The sequence below is a fragment of the Amycolatopsis sp. NPDC049159 genome (assembly GCF_040648295.1).
In the GTDB taxonomy this organism is placed as follows: Bacteria; Actinomycetota; Actinomycetes; order Mycobacteriales; family Pseudonocardiaceae; genus Amycolatopsis; species Amycolatopsis pretoriensis_A.
In genome coordinates this window covers 41,521-58,061 of sequence record NZ_JBEZDL010000030.1, presented here as the reverse complement: position 1 = coordinate 58,061, position 16,541 = coordinate 41,521, and the positions used below count along the sequence as shown (strand labels likewise).

Annotated in this window: 14 protein-coding genes; all 14 read right to left on the bottom strand. The window is 74.5% G+C overall.

Going from position 1 to position 16,541, the window contains the following annotated elements; all coding sequences use genetic code 11:
- From AB0B33_RS40880 to AB0B33_RS40815, 14 genes are read right to left on the bottom strand one after another with little or no spacing between them, the layout of a single operon-like run.
- Positions 1-732, bottom strand: a complete 732-nt coding sequence (locus AB0B33_RS40880; RefSeq protein ID WP_360782097.1) for a hypothetical protein — start codon at positions 730-732, stop codon at positions 1-3.
- Positions 729-1,670, bottom strand: a complete 942-nt coding sequence (locus AB0B33_RS40875) for a RimK domain-containing protein ATP-grasp (protein WP_360782094.1) — start codon at positions 1,668-1,670, stop codon at positions 729-731. The genes AB0B33_RS40880 and AB0B33_RS40875 overlap by 4 nt, the downstream gene beginning before the upstream one ends.
- Positions 1,667-3,409 carry a hypothetical protein gene (locus AB0B33_RS40870; protein ID WP_360782092.1) on the bottom strand — a complete coding sequence of 581 codons (1,743 nt, stop codon included), beginning with the start codon at positions 3,407-3,409 and terminating at the stop codon, positions 1,667-1,669. The genes AB0B33_RS40875 and AB0B33_RS40870 overlap by 4 nt, the downstream gene beginning before the upstream one ends.
- Complete coding sequence (locus tag AB0B33_RS40865) at positions 3,409-4,155, bottom strand: hypothetical protein (protein ID WP_360782090.1); 747 nt, start codon at positions 4,153-4,155, stop codon at positions 3,409-3,411. The genes AB0B33_RS40870 and AB0B33_RS40865 overlap by 1 nt, the downstream gene beginning before the upstream one ends.
- The gene (locus tag AB0B33_RS40860) at positions 4,152-6,404 is read right to left on the bottom strand and encodes a hypothetical protein (protein ID WP_360782087.1); all 2,253 of its coding nucleotides are present in this window, start codon (positions 6,402-6,404) and stop codon (positions 4,152-4,154) included. Before AB0B33_RS40860 ends, AB0B33_RS40865 begins: the two co-directional genes overlap by 4 nt.
- A 4-nt stretch (positions 6,405-6,408) precedes the next feature.
- On the bottom strand, positions 6,409-7,878 hold the full coding sequence (locus AB0B33_RS40855) for a hypothetical protein (protein ID WP_360782085.1): 1,470 nt from the start codon (positions 7,876-7,878) through the stop codon (positions 6,409-6,411).
- Complete coding sequence (locus AB0B33_RS40850) at positions 7,875-8,396, bottom strand: hypothetical protein (RefSeq protein ID WP_247022851.1); 522 nt, start codon at positions 8,394-8,396, stop codon at positions 7,875-7,877. Before AB0B33_RS40850 ends, AB0B33_RS40855 begins: the two co-directional genes overlap by 4 nt.
- 10 nt (positions 8,397-8,406) lie before the next feature.
- Entirely contained in the window at positions 8,407-8,739 is a 333-nt protein-coding gene (locus AB0B33_RS40845) for a hypothetical protein (protein WP_247022850.1), read from the bottom strand.
- Complete coding sequence (locus tag AB0B33_RS40840; RefSeq protein WP_360782083.1) at positions 8,739-10,751, bottom strand: hypothetical protein; 2,013 nt, start codon at positions 10,749-10,751, stop codon at positions 8,739-8,741. Before AB0B33_RS40840 ends, AB0B33_RS40845 begins: the two co-directional genes overlap by 1 nt.
- Positions 10,751-11,296, bottom strand: coding sequence for a hypothetical protein (locus AB0B33_RS40835; protein WP_247022848.1), 546 nt, complete (start codon positions 11,294-11,296; stop codon positions 10,751-10,753). Before AB0B33_RS40835 ends, AB0B33_RS40840 begins: the two co-directional genes overlap by 1 nt.
- A 10-nt stretch (positions 11,297-11,306) precedes the next feature.
- Positions 11,307-11,798: a hypothetical protein gene (locus AB0B33_RS40830; RefSeq protein WP_247022847.1), complete on the bottom strand. Its 492-nt coding sequence runs from the start codon at positions 11,796-11,798 to the stop codon at positions 11,307-11,309.
- Positions 11,795-13,693 (bottom strand): hypothetical protein, encoded by a 1,899-nt coding sequence (locus tag AB0B33_RS40825; RefSeq protein WP_360782080.1) that lies wholly within the window; start codon positions 13,691-13,693, stop codon positions 11,795-11,797. Before AB0B33_RS40825 ends, AB0B33_RS40830 begins: the two co-directional genes overlap by 4 nt.
- Positions 13,690-16,344 (bottom strand): hypothetical protein, encoded by a 2,655-nt coding sequence (locus AB0B33_RS40820; protein ID WP_360782078.1) that lies wholly within the window; start codon positions 16,342-16,344, stop codon positions 13,690-13,692. The genes AB0B33_RS40825 and AB0B33_RS40820 overlap by 4 nt, the downstream gene beginning before the upstream one ends.
- Positions 16,341-16,535 (bottom strand): hypothetical protein, encoded by a 195-nt coding sequence (locus AB0B33_RS40815; RefSeq protein WP_247022844.1) that lies wholly within the window; start codon positions 16,533-16,535, stop codon positions 16,341-16,343. The genes AB0B33_RS40820 and AB0B33_RS40815 overlap by 4 nt, the downstream gene beginning before the upstream one ends.
- Positions 16,536-16,541: the final 6 nt, after the last annotated feature.

The window sequence follows — 16,541 nt, the reverse complement described above, 5'->3', positions numbered from 1 at the left end:
TCACCAGAAGAAGATCCAGCGGCCGTCGAGGCGGACGCCGTGGCCCTGGTAGGTCACCCTCCGCTGCCCCGGCGTGAGGCAGTGCGACGCGGAGATCCGGTGCCACAGCTCGGATTCGGTGAACACCATCGTGCCGGTGCGGTAGGGCACGGTGATCGGCTCGCCCCCGCCGTAGTGGCCGGGCGGCGCACCCGGGACGCCGGCTTCCAGGTCCAGGCCGCTGCCGCCGTCCGGGAGTTCGAACGGCACGGTGAAGGTGACCACCGCGGTGATGTCGGCCGCGCGCGCGATCAGGGACGGCGCCTGCGTCTCGAGGGCGTCGACGTGCCAGCCGCCGCCCGCGTACTCGCCGGGGGCGTCGAAGCCGAACACGTGGAACCCGGGGACGGCGAGTTCGTCGGCGTACACGACCGGCAGCCCGTACCGCTGCTCGAAGAACGTCGCGACCCGCTCGTGGACGAGGCGGAAGTGCCGGTACAGCAAGCGGCTTTCCGCCCGCGCGCACTCGGCGTAGTGGTCGAGCCGGCCGCGGCTGCGGTAGAGCGGTTCGCCGATCGTGGCCATGCCGCCGACGCCCGGCGTGCGCCGCCCGTGGTGCCACAGTTCGGCCGGCGCCGCGTCCACGGCCGCGCGGATCTGGTCGACTTCCGCCGGGCCGAACAGATCGGCGGCGAAGACCCGGGCGCCGCCGAAGCGGATTTCCTCGACCGGCCGGGTGTCCATTGTGGTCATCGGGGGTGCTCCTTGCACAACGCGGCCGCGGCCAGCAGCCCGGCGACGGCCGCCGCGATCGGCTGGCCGGTTTGCGATTCGTAGTAGGTGAAGCCCGGCGAGGGGTTGACTTCGAAGCAGTACCACTCGCCGTCCGGGGTGCGCCGCAGGTCGATGCCGGCGACCGGGAGCCCGAGCCGCTTGGCGAGGTCGAAGCAGCGGAGCGTGACCTCCGGCGGCAGCTCGATCGACGTCAGGACGGGGTCGCGGTGCCCGAGCACCCGTGCGTAGCGGTAGTCGTCGGCGTCGCTGTCCACCTCGACGGCGAACACCTCGGCGCCGACGACGTGCACCCGGACGTCGGTCCCGGGCACGCGGCGCTGGAACTGCGTCGGGCAGGCGGCGACGTCCGCGAACCGGTCCCCGGGCCGGACCCGCCGCACGCGGCTGCGCACCCCGCTGGCCGACTTGACGATGACGTCACCGTGCTCGCGGAGGAAGTCCGCGACCCGGTCCGGATCGTTGGTGACGAGCGTCGGCGGCACGGCGAACCCGGCTCCGGCGATGGCCCGCAGCTGAAACGGCTTGGACGCGTTCCCGGCGGCGGCTTCCGGCCGGTTCAGCACGTAGGCGCCGGTCCGGTCGGTCCAGGCGTTGAGCACCTGATCCACTTCGGCGGCGTGCCGCCACTCCACCGAGCCGGGCGGCCGGGTGCGCAGGCCGGGCAGCTGGGTGCTGTCGTGCGGGCGAACGTAGGCGGCTTGAACGCGGTCGAGGTCGAAGGCCCGGCCGGCGACGGTCACGACGGTCCGGCTGGTGCGGCCGCCATCGACCTGGACGGTGGTTTCGAGGACTTGGCGCTGGTCGAGGAACCGGACAGGCGCACCGAGCCGCTCGAGCTGAGTGCGGACGGCGGCCATCGGCTGGTCGCGGACCAGGCCCCAGAGGAGGATGGTCATCCGGCCACCGCCTTCACGCCGGAGGAATCGGCCGGTGCGGAGGTGCTTCGGCGGCTTGGGGAGGCAGCGGGCGCGTGCCCGCGCGGCGCTTCGGGGACATGGTCTGGCGGCTCCGCCGCCGCCCCGCCGCTCGCGGCCCGGGCTACCGCCGGGCCGGCCGCTTCTCCGCCGCCGACCGGCCCCTGAGGCACGGCGGCAAGCGGCGAGTAGCCAGCCGGCGCCTCGGGGACATGGCCCGGCGACTCCTCCACCTCGACCGGTGCGGAGGTGCCCCGGCGGCTTGGGGAGGTGGCGGTCGCCTGCCCCTGCGGCGCTCCGGGGACGTGGCCCAACGACTCCCCCACCCCGACCGGCGCGGTACTGCCCCGGCGGCCTGGGGAGGCCGCAGCCGCCTGCCCCCGCGGCGCTACGGCGACATGGCCCGACGACTCCCCCACCCCGACCGGCGCGGAACTGCCCCGGCGGCCCGAGGCCCCGGCACCCGACTCCCCACCGCCGACCGGCCCCCGAGACACAGCGGCAAGCGCCGAATACCCCGCCGGCGCATCGGGGACATGCCCCGGCGACTGCCCCACCTCGACCGGAGCGGAGTTGCCCAGGCGGCGTTGGGAAGCAGCGGCCGCCTGCCCCCGCGGCGCTCCGGGAACATGCCCCAACGACTCCCCCACCCCGACCGGCGCGGAACTGCCCCGGCGGCCCGAGGACCCGGCACCCGCCTCCCCACCACCGACCGACCCCCCAGACACAGCGGCAAGCGCCGAATTCCCCACCGGCGCATCGGGGACATGGCCCGGCGACTGCCCCACCCCAGCCCGCGCGGAACTGCCCCGCCGGCCCGGCGAAGCAGCGGCCGCCTGCCCCCGCGCCGCTCCGGGAACATGCCCCAACGACTCCCCCACCCCAGCCCGCGCGGAACTGCCTCGGCGGCCCGACGCCCCGGCACCCGACTCCCCACCGCCGACCGGCCCCCGAGACACAGCGGCAAGCGGCGAATACCCCGCCGGCGCCTCGGGTACGTACCCCGGCAACTCCCCCACCTCCGTCACCAACCCACCACTCGCGGCGCGCCCCAAAGCCACCGCGAGGGCGTCGGCCACCGCCGGGTCGGCCAGGTCCGGCCACGCCGAGATCTCCCGCACCTCCGCCCGTTCGCCGAGCCCGGACACGGTCGCCGTCAGCAACGGTGCTCCCGCCAGCGAAGCCAGCTCGCGCAGCTGCCGCCCCACCGTGGGGTGCACCTCGCCGACGCACACCTCCCCCACCACGTGCACGCGGTGGCCCCCCTCCGGAACCGCCGCCACGGGCGGGGCGAAACCGACCGAACGGTGGACCGCCGCCACGCACAGGCCCACCGCGGCGGCCGCGTCCGCCCACTCCTCCGGGTTCCACGCCGGGCCGTTGAGGCAGCGCGGGTTCGGCGGGTTCAGCACCGGGGCCGGGCACGCGTCGAGCCACGCCAGCAGGAACGCCGTCAGCTCCGCCGCCGCGTACGAGCGGTCTTCACGGCGCACCCGCGCCAGGTCCGCGCCGGTGAGCACCCCCAGCCGGTTCACCACGCCGGTCACCGAAACGGGACTTCCCAGGGAAAGCTCGGCCCGCACCCGGCCGGAGCGGTCGATCGAGAGCGCCCACTGGGCCCGGTGCAGCTCGTCGACCGTCAGCAACAGCGCCTCGTCGCCCCAGCGGTCCGCCAGGGCGCGGGCGGCGGCATCGTGGGCGTGGGCCAGGATCAGCAGCATCAGCTGTCCTCTTCGGACAGTGCGTCGCGGCCGACGTCGGGGCGGTCCTCCAGGGAGATGAACGTCCGCTCGTCGCCCTCCGGAACAGACGCGGGGTCGGACGGCGAAGGCGGGAAGGTGCCGGCGAGGTCGACGAACTCCTTCTGCCCGTCCTTGCCCCGGTCCTTCTCCTTGCCTTCCTTGCTGTCCTTCTCCTTGCTCTCCTTGTTGTCCTTGCCTTCCTTCTCCTTGGACTCCTTGCCCTCCTTGCTGTCCTTCTCCTTCTCCTTGGACTCCTTGGTCTCGGTCTTGTCCTTGATCGGGTCGATCCGCCGGTCGATCGCGGTGATCTTCACCTGCAGCTCCTGGACCACCCCGAACAGCTCCAGCCGCAGCTCCTTGATGCAGTTGCTTACCGTGCGCAGTGCCTCCGCGACCCCGCCGAGGTCGGTCTCGAGGGCGTGGAACCGGTGGTTGAACCCGATCTCCGTCGGCGTCTCGCCCGCCTGCACCACCGTCACGCCGTCGATGAAGTCCGGGTGTGTGAACACCGGCTCGAAGTGCAGCTCGCACTGGGGCGCCGACTGGGGCACGCTCGTCTGGAACACGAACGGCGGGCTCACCGTCGCCGCCAGGCCGGGGCCCGACGAGCGGGCGATCGCGCGGCCCAGCACCGCGACGACGTCGTCCTCCGCGACGCCCGCGCCGCGGAGGGCTTCGACGATCGTGTGGGCCGGGACGCCGTAGACGAGTTGTTCGTCGCTCATGAGATCTCTCCTTGTCCTGCCCGCGCGGACGGCGCCAGGCGGTAGTGCCGGTAGGCCCGTGCGGCGGCGATGTTCAGGCCCGTGGGATGGCCGGAGCCGTCCACGTCGACGTGCTGCCGCCGGATGGCGAAGGTGTCGGCCCGCACCCCGACGGGCGTCACCAGCTCGACGATGTTGAGCAGGTGCTCGTACTGGCGCAGGCTCAGCAGCGTGCCGTCGGGCAGCGACGGCCGCCACGTGTACGGGTCGTTGGCGCCCGAGCGCTGCCCCACCACGCACGACACGACGCTGATGCCGTTGTTGAACAACGGGATCGTGACGACCGGACCGCGCCTCGACGACAGCGTCGCGTGCTGGTCGCCGAGCCCGCGCACCTGCCAGCGGTGGACCAGCGTGTGCTCCCCCGCCAGGTTCGCGCCCGCCAGCGGGAGCCCGGTCACGCCGAACAGCAGCGCCAGCGTCCCGGTGCCGGTCACCAGCGCGACGACGCTGCTCGCGCCGGCGGCGGTGGCCGTGGTGAACAGCGGGCTCAGCACGGCCGAGTTCGCGAGCACCGCCGCCGTGCGCGTCGCGCCGAGGTCGAAGAGCACGTAGTCGCGGGGCGAAACGGTGGCCAGCTGGCGGGTGAACGCGGCGACGTCGGTCACCTTCGGCACGCTCCGGCTGTCCAGCGCGGCGTCCAGCCCGGAAACCGTGCTGGTGGACCGCGCCGCCGCCAGTGCCGCCGCGGGGTTCGCGACCGGGGTCAGCCCGGCGCCCGCGAGCGCGGTGATCACCGAGACCACCGGGACGTCGTGGGCCGGGTCGGTCGCCGAGACCAGCCGCGCGGACAGCGTCAGCGGGACGTCCCCGGCGGCGTCCGGCTCGACGTCCACCACGAGCGGGCCCATCGGCGCGGTGCTGACGAACACCGTGCCGTCGGCGTCCGGCTCGACGGTGTGCAGGCCGCACGCCCGGAGCAGCCACGCCCCGGCCGGGTCCGCCGATCGCGGCTGGGGCACCAGGTTCGGGTCCTTCAGCTTGCCCGCCGCGGTGACCGCCGCGTCGAGCTGGGCGGCCACCGGGGCCGCCAGCTGAGCACCGAACCCGAGCTCGAACCGGGAGCCGCCGGCGTTGTCCTGTCCCCTGAGCACCTTCGGCCACGGCCGGGCCCCCAGCCGAACGCACCGCGCGTCCAATGTGGTCAGTGCTTCGGCCACGCTGGGCGCGAGGGGCTGGAACGGCTGCACCTGCCAGGTGGCGAGCGCCGCGCGCTGGGTGTCCACGTGCGCGGCGACGTCCGGGGGCAGCAGGCGGTGGGCGTGCGCGTCGTCGCCTTCGGTGCTGCCGGCCGGCCAGACCAGGTGCACCCGCCGGATCGCGTTGAGCAGCTGCCCGATCGCGGCCGGCGCGCCCGGAGCCACCAGCCGCAGGGCGATCAGCTGCGGGTCCGCCACCTCGTCGACGCCGACCGTGCCCGGCACGCCGACGTCGGCGCGGAAGTCGGCGAGCGCGGAGCCGATCCACGGCGGGCTGGGCAGCCGCACGCCACGCAGGACCCGCAGCCGGTCCCGGTAGGACTCGTCGTCCTCCCGGGTGCCCTCCGGCTGGAGCGGCCGGGTGGCGGGGGTCTGGCCGGCCGCGTCCCAGAACAGCTCGTCGGAGAAGCGCGGGCTGGACAGGTCGGCACCGATCCGGTCGAGCGCGTTGCCGCTCGCCACCGCCAGGGTCCGCGACGCGCGGATTTCCCGCGCGGTGCGCCGGATCCGGCCCTTCTCGTCGAGCAGCACGGTGAGCAGCCGCCCGAGCACGCCCTCGACGAGGTCGAACCGGACCGCGGCGAGCAGCTGCGCGGTGCTCAGCCCGACGCCGAGCTCGCCGCCGAGGATCCCGCGCGCCAGCACGGAAAACGGCGCCGTGACGTCGCCCTTGCCCGCCGGCGGCAGCGCGGCCACCAGCGCGGTGCCCGCCGCGGTGTGCGGCGCGAACGTCACCACCGGCAGGGATTGCGGCGCCCCGCCGCCGGTCTTCACCGCGGGCAGGATGGTCAGCCCCTGGACGTCCACATCGGACAGCACGGTGCACAGCACCAGCGGGTGCCGGGTCGTCGTGTCGACCACCGCCTCGGCCTGGCCGGGCGAGGTCGTGGCCTTCAGGGTCAGCGGGCGCGGGGTGGCCGCCGGGGACAGCGGCCCGATCAGTTCGGCCGCCGCGGCGGCCAGCACCCCGGCACCGAGGTGGTCCGGGTCGAGCAGGGAACGGGTGGTCATGGCTTCACCGCACCGTCAATCGGCCGGGCGACTCGACGAAGACCGCGATCTGGTCGGCCCCCACGACGAGGTTCTCGTCCTGGTCGAGCACGTCGGGCGAGGTGTCGCTCTCCCCACCGGATCCCACGCCGTCGACCGCGTACGGGAACCGCATCAGGTGCAGGTCGCCGACGTCGACGACGCCGGGCTCGGCCATCATCGCCGCGGACAGCGCCGCGGCCCGCACCGGTTCGGCCAGCGAGAGCCCGTCGACGACCCCGCGCAGCCGGGCCGCGAGCCGCTGCTTGAGCGCCAGCGCGGCGGGACTCAGGTTGCGGCCGGCGACCGACCCCGACGGCAGCGGCAGGCCCGCGGTGACCACGTCGGACTGGACGGTGAAGAACACCTGCTCGGCCCGCACGACGTCGGGGAAGATCCCGACCGGGCGGACGTCCCGGATCGCCTGCTGCACCGCCGCGCGCAGCCCGGACGCGCCGTCCCAGACCGCGGCCTCGGTGGGGGCCACCAGCACCGAGACGAAGAACGGCGAAGACAGGTCGCGGTCGGCCGCGAACAGCCGCTCGAAGAAGGCGAACTGGCCGAAGATCGACTGGGACAGGTCCAGCCCGCCCCAGCCGTCGCGCACCACGACCTGCCGCACGCCGGGGACCAGCGCCACCGTGGCGGCGATCGAGTCCGCCGTCCACAGCGACCGCGGCGCGGCGAGCAGCAGCGCCCGGTAACGGTCGTCGTCGAACTGGGCGTTGCCGCCGGTCAGCGCCTGCGTGTGCTGGACGCGGACCAGGCCCTGGCCGATCGACGACGCCGTGGCGAGGAAACCGGCCGCCACGTCGGCCGCGATCATCCCGGCGAGCTTCGCGTCGGCGACCTCCCACCGGTCGATCCGCTGCGGGTGCCCGCCACCGGCGTCGGCGACGGCCGGGTCGAGGTTGCCCACCGGTCCGGGGTCGAAGCTCGTCACCGGCACGACGGCGGTGCTCACCCCGGTCGTGAACTGGACGGCGGCGGCCAGCGCGACGCGGTGCCCGCCCGGTGTCGACAGCCGGGAACCGCGTGGCAGCACCAGTTTCGGCACGCTCGCGGGCAGTGCCTTCGCCAGCGTCAGCGTGACGGAGCCGGTCGCGGCGAGGAACGGCCGGGTGATCCCGAGCTCCTCGCCGAGGTCGGACAGCGCGCGGCCGCGGGCGGTGCCGACGAAGCTGTCGTCGTACTCCGCCGCCAGCGCGGCCCAGGTCCGCGCGTCCTCCAGCGCGGTGACCTCGAGGAGCTTGCGCACGACGCTGCCGCTGGAGAGGTCGATGGCCGGGTCGATCAGCTGCTGCGCGAGCGCGATCTTCTCGGCCAGCAGCCGGGTGAACGGCTTGGGCAGGAACCCCGCCGGGGTCACGCCGAAGCCGGCGCTGCCGGTGGTCCGGGTGACGGTCTCGTCGACGGCGAGGACGTCGGTCAGGTCGATGCTGGTCTCGTCGCTCACGGGGCCACCTCCCCGAACGGCGTGCCGGAGGCGAGGCCACCGGTGTTCAACGTGGCCGGGTCGCCGCTGACCGCTTCGAACGAGACGGTGATGTCGAGCCGGCGGGAAGCGACGTCGCCGGTGGGCGACGGCGCGGACAGGTCGACCACCCGGCGCACCCTCGGGTCGGCCGCGACCAGCTCGACCACGGCGCTGCGCAGGCCTTCCCGCGCCAGCACAGGGGACGTCTGCTCGACCATCGGCGTCAGGCCGAGGAAGCCGAAGCGCAGGTTGAACGGGTCGCTGCCGCGCAGCGTGGTCAGCCCGACCGCGAGGTCCTGGCAGAGCGCGTCCACGCCGTCGACGAGGTCGAGGTCGACGCCGCCGCCGGTGCCGCGCAGCACCAGGTCCCGCGCGGTGTCGGCGGGGTCGGTCAGGTCGGCGCGCACGCCGACGCCGAGCAGCGCGCGGCGGCGGGCGGCGGAGTCGTCGCCCGGCGCGGCGCCCGGGGGCGTCGGGGGCGGGGGCAGGGAAGTCATCGGTGCTCCTTCACGAGGCGGTGAGAACGGATTGCCCGGCGGCGACCGTCACGGGGGTGGCCGAGGGCAGGGAGTCGGCGGTCAGCGAGTCGAGCAGGACCGGGGCGCCGCCCACGGTCAGCCGGGCGGACCGGCCGGCATCGGGCGGAGCCGGCAGGGTGCTGACGCAGACGCCGGGCGGACTGGGCGCGACGCAGTTCACGTACGGCTGCTGGAGAAGCCCGGCGAAGAGCACGGCTTTCCCGCCGCCGACGGTGAGCCGCCCGTCGCTGACCGCGGGCAGGGACACGGCACCCTGGTGGTCGCACCCGACAGAGCCGTTTTCGGTGACGGGGAAGGCCATCAGCTCACGTCCATCGTGCCGCCGTCGAGCTGCACCCGGACGTCCTTGGTGTTCAGCTCGATCCGGTCCTCGGCGTCGAACGTGATCGACTTGGCGCTGATCGTGACGCTGCCGTCGCCCTTCAGCACGATCCGCGCGGCCCCGGCACCGGAGCGGCTTTCGATGAGCACGCTGCCGTCGTCGAGCCCGTCGTCGGGCGCCGGCCGGTCCGGGACCCTGGTGAGCTGGTCGGTCACCCGCAGCACGAACCGCGCGGTCTCGATCACGCGGGTGCCGTCCCCGTCGACGAGGTCGTGGCTCGCGAGGCCGTCCGGCGGCACCTGCCGGTCCGGGTCCTGCAGGTGCTCCCGCTCGTCGATCCCCACGGGCAACGCCAGCCAGTAGTCCCCCGGCCGGCCGTTCGGCCCCCCGCCCTGCCGCCAGAGCGCCCCGACGTCGACGAAGTCCGCCGAGCTGCCGCCGACGTTGGCCAGCACCACCCGGGTGCCGGGGTAGCGCGGCAGCACGAGGCCGTAGCTGCCCCACGCGAACGGCGTCACGTACGGCACCTGCGTCAGCTCCGCGTGCGCGTCGGCGGTGATCTCGGTGCGCTGCGCCGCCTGCGGCCGCCCGTCCGGCGCGGTGTCGGAGTGCCAGACCTCGCTGGTGTGCTTGGGCGTGTCCGGCGACACGGCGTGGTCGTGGATCACCGCGGGCCGCGCGCGCGTCACACCGAACGCCCGGCCGGTCAGGTCCCCGATGACGTCGCCGATGGTGCTCGCCGCGCCCTGGGCGCTGTCGGCGAACGGGACGCCGGACCGCCGGGCCCGCTGGGCCTCCTTCGCCGTCCCGGGCGTGATCTCGTCCCACCCGTCGTCCGCGCCGGCCAGCACGACCGCGCGGATCGTCGTGAGGAACCCGCGTTCGCGCGAAATCTCGTGGCGCACCTCGATGATCCGGCACACCGACGCGTCGGCGTCCGGGTCGGCGACCCCGGCCGGCAGGTTCGGCACCGACGTGAGCAGGGTCGCGCCGAGGCTCGGCGGTTCGGTGACGGCGAAGTCCTCCGGTGGCAGCACCGGGGAGACCCGGTCGCCCGGTTTCAGGTCCGGTCGTCCCAGCGCCGTCACGGAGAACGTGCTCCGCGGCGCCCGCGGGCCGAACAACCCCGGCGGGAGCCGGGAGTCCCGGGGCAGGTCCGCGCCGCGCTCGACGGCGAGCAGGCCGCTCTCGTCGTCCATCGGCCGCTCGCCGTCCAGCCGCGGAGCGTCCGCCCCGTCCTCGGTCCACTTGCCCACGTGCAGGGTCCCGTCGCGGATCACGGCCGTTTCCTGGCTGTAGAGCCCGAGCGTGCCCTGCACCTGCGCGCTCAGCTCGGCCATGGCGGCCAGCGCGGTCCCGGGCGGAACGGCGGCGTAGTCCTGCACCCCCGGCGTGGGCTGTGCCTTCGCCAGCCCGTGGCCGACCACGGGCACGTCGGCACCCGCGACGTTCCCGATCGCCACCTCGAGGCCGTTCGCGTTCGCCCGGCCGGCGAAGCAGCGGCCCTCGACGCGGCGCTCGGCCAGCCGGGCCACCACCCGTTCGCGCGCCTTCGCCACGACGTCCATCCGCCGCGGGCCGGGCCGCCGCCACAACCGGTCCACCCGGAGCTCGGCGACCAGGCTGCCGTCCGGCGGGACCGGGGTGGTCGCCGACAGCGGGTTGTCCAGCCCGGTGAACCTCGCCAGCCCGCCGAGCACTCCGGTCGGCGCGTCCTTCCACCACAGGTGCAGCGACGCGTCCAGCGGCGTGCCGGGCGCGAGGCTGATCTTCCGGTAGTCCTCGGCCGTCATGCCCTCGACGACGAACTCGTAGCTGCCTCCGGTCAGGCCGGCCGGCAACGACGCGCTCACCGTGCCGGAATAGGTGTCGCTGCCGACGGTGCACAGCTCGGTGCCGCGGACGCCGTGGCGGAACACCAGCGCCCACGCGGGCACCGTGCCGGGCACGACCTCCTGGCCGCGCTCGAACGTGAAGCCCTTGAAGGCCATCACCTCTCCTTTCCCAGCTGGGACAGCAGCACCGGGACACCGGGGTCGCCCACCGGGTGCGGCGGGCCGTCGTCCGGCGCCGGCGCGAGATCGCGCCAGCGCAAGGAAAGCCGGCTGCCGAACCGGCCGGGGCTGCGCAGGGAACCCGCGGTGAGCACGAGTTCGTCGACGGTCACCTCGACAGCGGCCGTTCCCGGCGCGCCGGTCAGGCGGACTCCGACACCGGCCACGACCGGGACCGTCGCCCCGATCGCCCCGGTGACGAGCAGGGTCAGCCGCGGCCACGCGGCGGCGTACTCGCGGAAAGCCGTGCCGTCACCGGGGTCCGCCGTGGTGAACACGACGGCGGACGGGTCGGCGGCGAGCACCGCACGGGCCACCCCGAGCGGTACCGCGAGCACGAGCGCGCGAGCCGCGTCGAGGTCGATCCGGACGGGCAGCCCGGCGGTCAGCTCCTGCCGGACGACCTGGACGGCCGGGTCCGGCGGGGGCGCGGTGACCGCGAGCAACGGGCGGGAGATCAGTGCGGGCAGGGTCCTGGACATCGTCGCCCCCTCAGACCGGCAGTGCGTCGGTCAGGGCGCCGACACCGATCGACGAGACGTCGAGCAGCTTCGCGAGGCTGCCCGGGCGCGGCAGGTGCACCAGCCGCAGCGCCACGTCGAGGGTGTCCCGCCGCTGCGCGCTCTGCGAAAACGTCAGCGACTGCACCGCGAGGTCGGTCCGGATGGTCGCGGTCGTGATCAGCACCAGGCCGCTCTGCGTGCCGCCGGTGACCCGGGACAACGCGGTGCCCTGCCTGCTGGACTCGGCGAGGTTCTCCAGCGCGACCTTCCAGGTGAAGCGCAACGGGCCGAGCAGCACGGCGCTCAACGACAGCGAGTCGTCGTGACTGACCACCGCGACCCGCCGCCGGGTCCCGCCGACCTGCGGCACGAAGTACGCCGAGTCGATCGACAGCTGGGTCACCGCCCACAGCGGCACCGGCACGATGCCGTCGGAGAGCACGGCGCTCGGGGTGTGCAGGTACGGTTCGAAGAAGCTCATCGTGTTTCCCCTCCGCGGGGCTCGGTGCCCGGCTTGCGCAGCCGTTGCTGGATCTCGGTGAACCGCGTGCGCAGGTCGGCGAAGTCGATCTTCAGGTCCTGCAGGCGCTGCTGCAGGTAGCTCAGCTCGCCGCCGGCGTTCGTGATCACGCGCCGGACCCGGATGTCCGGGTCGTCGAGGATCGCGGCCGCCTTGGCCTGTCCCTCGGGCGTGGCGAGTTCCGCGGCGGACAGGCCCTTCAGCCGGTCCCGCGCCTTCGCGAGGCGGCCGGCGGCGTCCGCCACCCCCGACGCTTCCCCGGTGAGCGGGTCCGGGAGGTCCTGCACGCGCTTGGTCAGCTCGACGACGTCCTTCTGGACGTTCTTCCCGATGTTCTCGACCAGGCTGCTCACCTCGCCGAGGCCGGCCTGCGAGAGCGTCTTGTTGTCGCAGAGCCAGATTTCCCGGCTGCCCTTGACGAGCACGATGAAGTCGGTGCCGCCCACGGTGACGCCGATGTCCGGCGCCTTCAGCACGAGCACGTCCTTGCCCAGCTGGAACACCGCGGCGAACTCGCCGACCATGCCGCGGACGTGCTTGCTCATGATCACGTCGCGGACGTAGACCTCCAGCGAGACCAGGGGTTTGCCTTCGGCCGCGTCCCGCACCGCCTTTTCCAGCCAGGCGCCGGAAAGCTCCTGCAGGTGATCGGGGTTGCGGGTGCCGAGGTCCCGCAGCAGCGCGGAACTCCGCAGGGCCTCGGCGACCTGCCCGGCCGGCGGCAGTCCGAGCGCGGTCACCTGGCGGTCCAGCTGAGCGGCCCGGGAGCGGGCGTCGGGCGAACCGCCGACGCCGGCTTCCACCGCACGCCGTTCCGCCTCCCGGGCCCGGTTCAGCGCGATCAGCGCGCGTTCGAGGCCGGCCCGTTCGTCCGCGCCGAGCCCGTTTTCCGCGGCGAACCGGTCCATTTCCGCCGTGCGCCACGGCACGGGAACGCCCTGCGCCTGACCGGGCCGTTCCTCGCCGAGGGCCATGGCCCGCACGAATTCGGGGTCGACGGCCGCGACGCGGTCGAGCACCGCCCGCTCCCCCGTGGGCAGCACGTGGTAGGTGGCCTGCACCCGCGCGTCCGGCGGGCGGCTGCCGCGCAGGCCGCCGCCGAGCGCGTACGCCGTGTCGGGCGTGCGTGTCATGCCGATCGCCTCCGTCACCTGGGCCAGTTCCTGGTGCCCCAGCACGCCGTTCAGTTCCTCCAGCACCCGGATCGCCGCCCCGGGCCTGCCTTCCAGCGCCGCGTCCACTGTGGACCGCCGCAGGTGCCGGGCGCGGCGCAACGGCAGGCGCAACGGCTCGGGCAGCGCGTCGATGCGCTGGTTCACGCGCCGGGACGCCCACCGCGGCCCGTCCGCCGGCCGCGGTGCCGGGGCCCGGGCGGGCGCCTGGGCGTCGAGGTCCGCGAACGGGTCCGCCACCGGCTCCGGCGGCGCCTGCGGCACCGCTTCCGGCGCGGCGGCGGGCGCTTCCGGCGCGGTGCGCAGCTGCTGCTGGGCCCAGACGTCCGGCGGGACCAGCTCCTTGCTCGCCTTGCGCAGTCGTTCCAGCGCCGCGCGCAGCCCCGCCAGCTCCTCGGTCCGCAGCTTCGCGCGGAACGCCTTCCGGTAGTAGCCGTCCACCTCCTGGCGCAGCCGGCCGACCCGCTCGACCGCCGCGCCCATCTCGGTCACGTAGCGCTCGCCGAGGTTTTCGAGGGCCCGCAGCACCGACCGGTCGAGGTGTTCGCCGACCAGCTTTTCGGGGATGCCGGCGGCCTTGGAGATGTTCTCGACCGCTTCGCGCAGCCGCGGGAACTCCCGCACGCGCGCGCTCACCCGCGCCGCGGCCGCGGGGTCGACGACGACCCGGGCGCGGCCCGTCACGACCCCTCCCCCGGGTTCGCGGCCACCGCGGCGGCCATCGTCCGCTTGGCGTGCCCGGCGATCTCGGCCTTCGGGACCGTGCCGCCCAGCCGGTACTCGGCCGCCACGGACTCGGCGAATTCGCCGGCCACCGCCGACAGCGCCAGGTTCAGCACGTAGCCGGCGGTGAGCTGGGTGAGGAAGCTCTTGACGAAGTGCTCCGCGGTGATCGCGGCCAGGTGCCCCGCCACCTCCTCCAGGCTCCGCCGCAACGCCGCCGACGTGACCGCGTTCAGCTCGCCCTTGGCCAGCGCCCGCACGTCGGTGAGCGCGTTGCGCACCAGGGTGGGCAGCTCCGGCGCGATGGCGAGGAAGCCCTGCAGCCACGCGCCGGCCAGCTCCGCCTCGACCTGCGCGCGGGAGAGGATGTCGTCCCCGCCGAGCAGCGACCGCTGCAGGTCGACGTGCTCGTGCGCGGTGTGGATGCCCTCCGCGGCCTGGAACAGCCCGAGGACGAACGCCGCTTCGGGGAAGAACACGGCCAGCAGCGTGAAGCCGGCCAGCTCGAAGAACTCGCGGAACCGGGCCTTCGCGATCTCGTGCCCGGCCAGCGCCGCCAGTCCTTCGACGTAGATGTGCTCGTCGCCGAAGATCGACGCGCCGCTCTTGCCCTGGGTGAACATGCCCCGCAGCCGCTCGTCGGCCAGGTTGTGCACCCCGGTCAGCCGGGCGTGCAGCTCGGTGCTCTCGTCCGGCTCGAAGCTCGCCAGCCCGTACGCGACCATCCGGTCTTCGCGCGCTTCCTGCGTCTTCTCGCGGTTGGTCTGCTGGATCTCTGCCAGCACCGCGAAGAACTCGCGGTCGACGGCGTCGGTCACCACCTGCCCGGCGGTCCGCGCGCCCACGCTGTCCAGCTGCCGTGCGGTGCGCAGCCGGCGCACCACACCGGCGAGGTCGGCGAGCTTTTCCAGGAACGGATCCGTCAGCTGGGCGGTCGACCGCAGGTTCTTCACCTCGGCCTCCACCTCTTCGAGCGTGTGCCAGCCGCCTTGGGCGTCCTGGATCCGGTACCCGGTGCGGAACGGGTCGCGAGCGGGGTCGGTCCGGCCGGGGAAGACCGGGGTCCGCACGACCTCGACCCCGTCCACCGACTTGTGGCCGTGGCCCGGCTCGGGGCCGATCCGGGCGGTGACGTCGTTGATCGCCTTGGCCCGGCGCAGCTTCGCGAGCAGCTCGGACAGTTCGGGGAGCTCGGCGAGCAGAACCGACAGGACGGCGCGGGTGGCGGGCAGCCAGTCCGTGCTCGCCAGCCGGCCGGCGATGTCGGTCGCGCTCTGCTCCAGGCGTTCCAGCAGCGCGTCCTGGCAGGCGGCGATGAACAGCGACGCGACCACCTTGCGGCGCAGCGGGAAGTAGTCGCGGTGCAGGTAACCCGCCCACTCCGCGGCGTGCCCGGCCAGCGGGCAGGGCAGCTTCCGCGCCTTGTCGCGGGCCAGTACCGCCCTGGTGTAGGCGAAGAACAGGACGTTCACCGCTTCCAGGGCCGTGACGAGGTGGCGGAGCACGTCCTGGCGAGCCTGTGTGCCCACGAGCCACCCCAGCCCTTCGCTGCGCCGCGTGATGACGGCGAGCGCGGCGAAGAGGAACGACCCGATGAACCGCGGCGCGGGCAGGGTGAGCTCGGCGGTGATCGTGTCGATCAGGTCGCCGAACGAACCGTCGTCCCAGTCGGACACCTCCAGCTCGTGCAGGTAGGGCCGGTCCGGGTCGGCGTTTTCGGCCGCGTCCGGGTCGTAGCGCAGGGGCTCGCAGTCGCTGCCGTACGGCTTGCCGGGGGTCTGCGGCACCTCCTCGGTGAGCACGAGCACCGGCAGCCCGGCCCGGTCGGTCAGGCCCGCGCGACCGGCGAACCACGCCACCGGGGTGCCACCGAACCGGTATTCGTACAGCGCTCCCTTCAGCCGGTACCGCTGGGCACGGGCCGCCGCCCGCGCCGCGAGCCGGGGCTCGGGAACCTCCGGGGTGGCCGCGCGCCAGATCCGCACCAGTGCCGCGCTCAGCTCCTTGCGGAAGGCGGCTTCGTCGGCGGCTTCGGCCACGAGGTGGAACGAGTCGGGGTGCCCGGCCGCGTAGCCGGGCACCGCCTCCGCGTCCCGCCCGTCCGGCGGCAGCACGAACCGGTTCAGCTGGGTGCTCCAGGCCACGCCGAACGACCCGTCGCCGCCGGCGTCGACGAACAGCATCACCGCGGCACCGGCGGAATCCGCCGCGATCACGAGCACGCGGGGCGGGCGCGGTTCCCCGCCGTAGGAGACGGCGAGCGCGTCGAGCACCTCGTCGCCGGTGGCGAACCGCCGCAGCCGGGTGGTCGTGCGGCCCGGCGGCGCCGGCGCGGCCACCGATCGCAGCTTCGCGACGGCGGTCCGGACCGCGGCGTGCGCGCTGGCTTCCAGGTGCGCGGCCGCCCACGCCGGCACGGGCGCGCCGAGGAACCGCACGCTCACGTCGGGTGCCGGGCCGGTGCCGGCCGGGAGCCCGGCCCGGGACGCCCGGTCGGCGGTCCGGGCCGCGGCCTCGACGGCCGCTTCCCGCACCAGGTCCAGCACGTGGGTGTCCAGCGGATCGCCGGTCAGGTCCAGCCGGATCCGCACCGGCATGCGCACGGTCGTCACGTCAGCCCCTGCAACGCCGCGGTCAGCCGGTCCAGAGCCGTGGTCACCAGCTGGTCCGGGTCGTACGGCGCGACCACGCGCACCTCGATCTCCACCGGGAACTGGAACACGAGCTCGGCCGGCCCGGACTCGTCACCCTCGGACGGCAGGATGACACCGCTGCCCTCACCGGGAACCAGGTCGTCGAGCACGGTTTC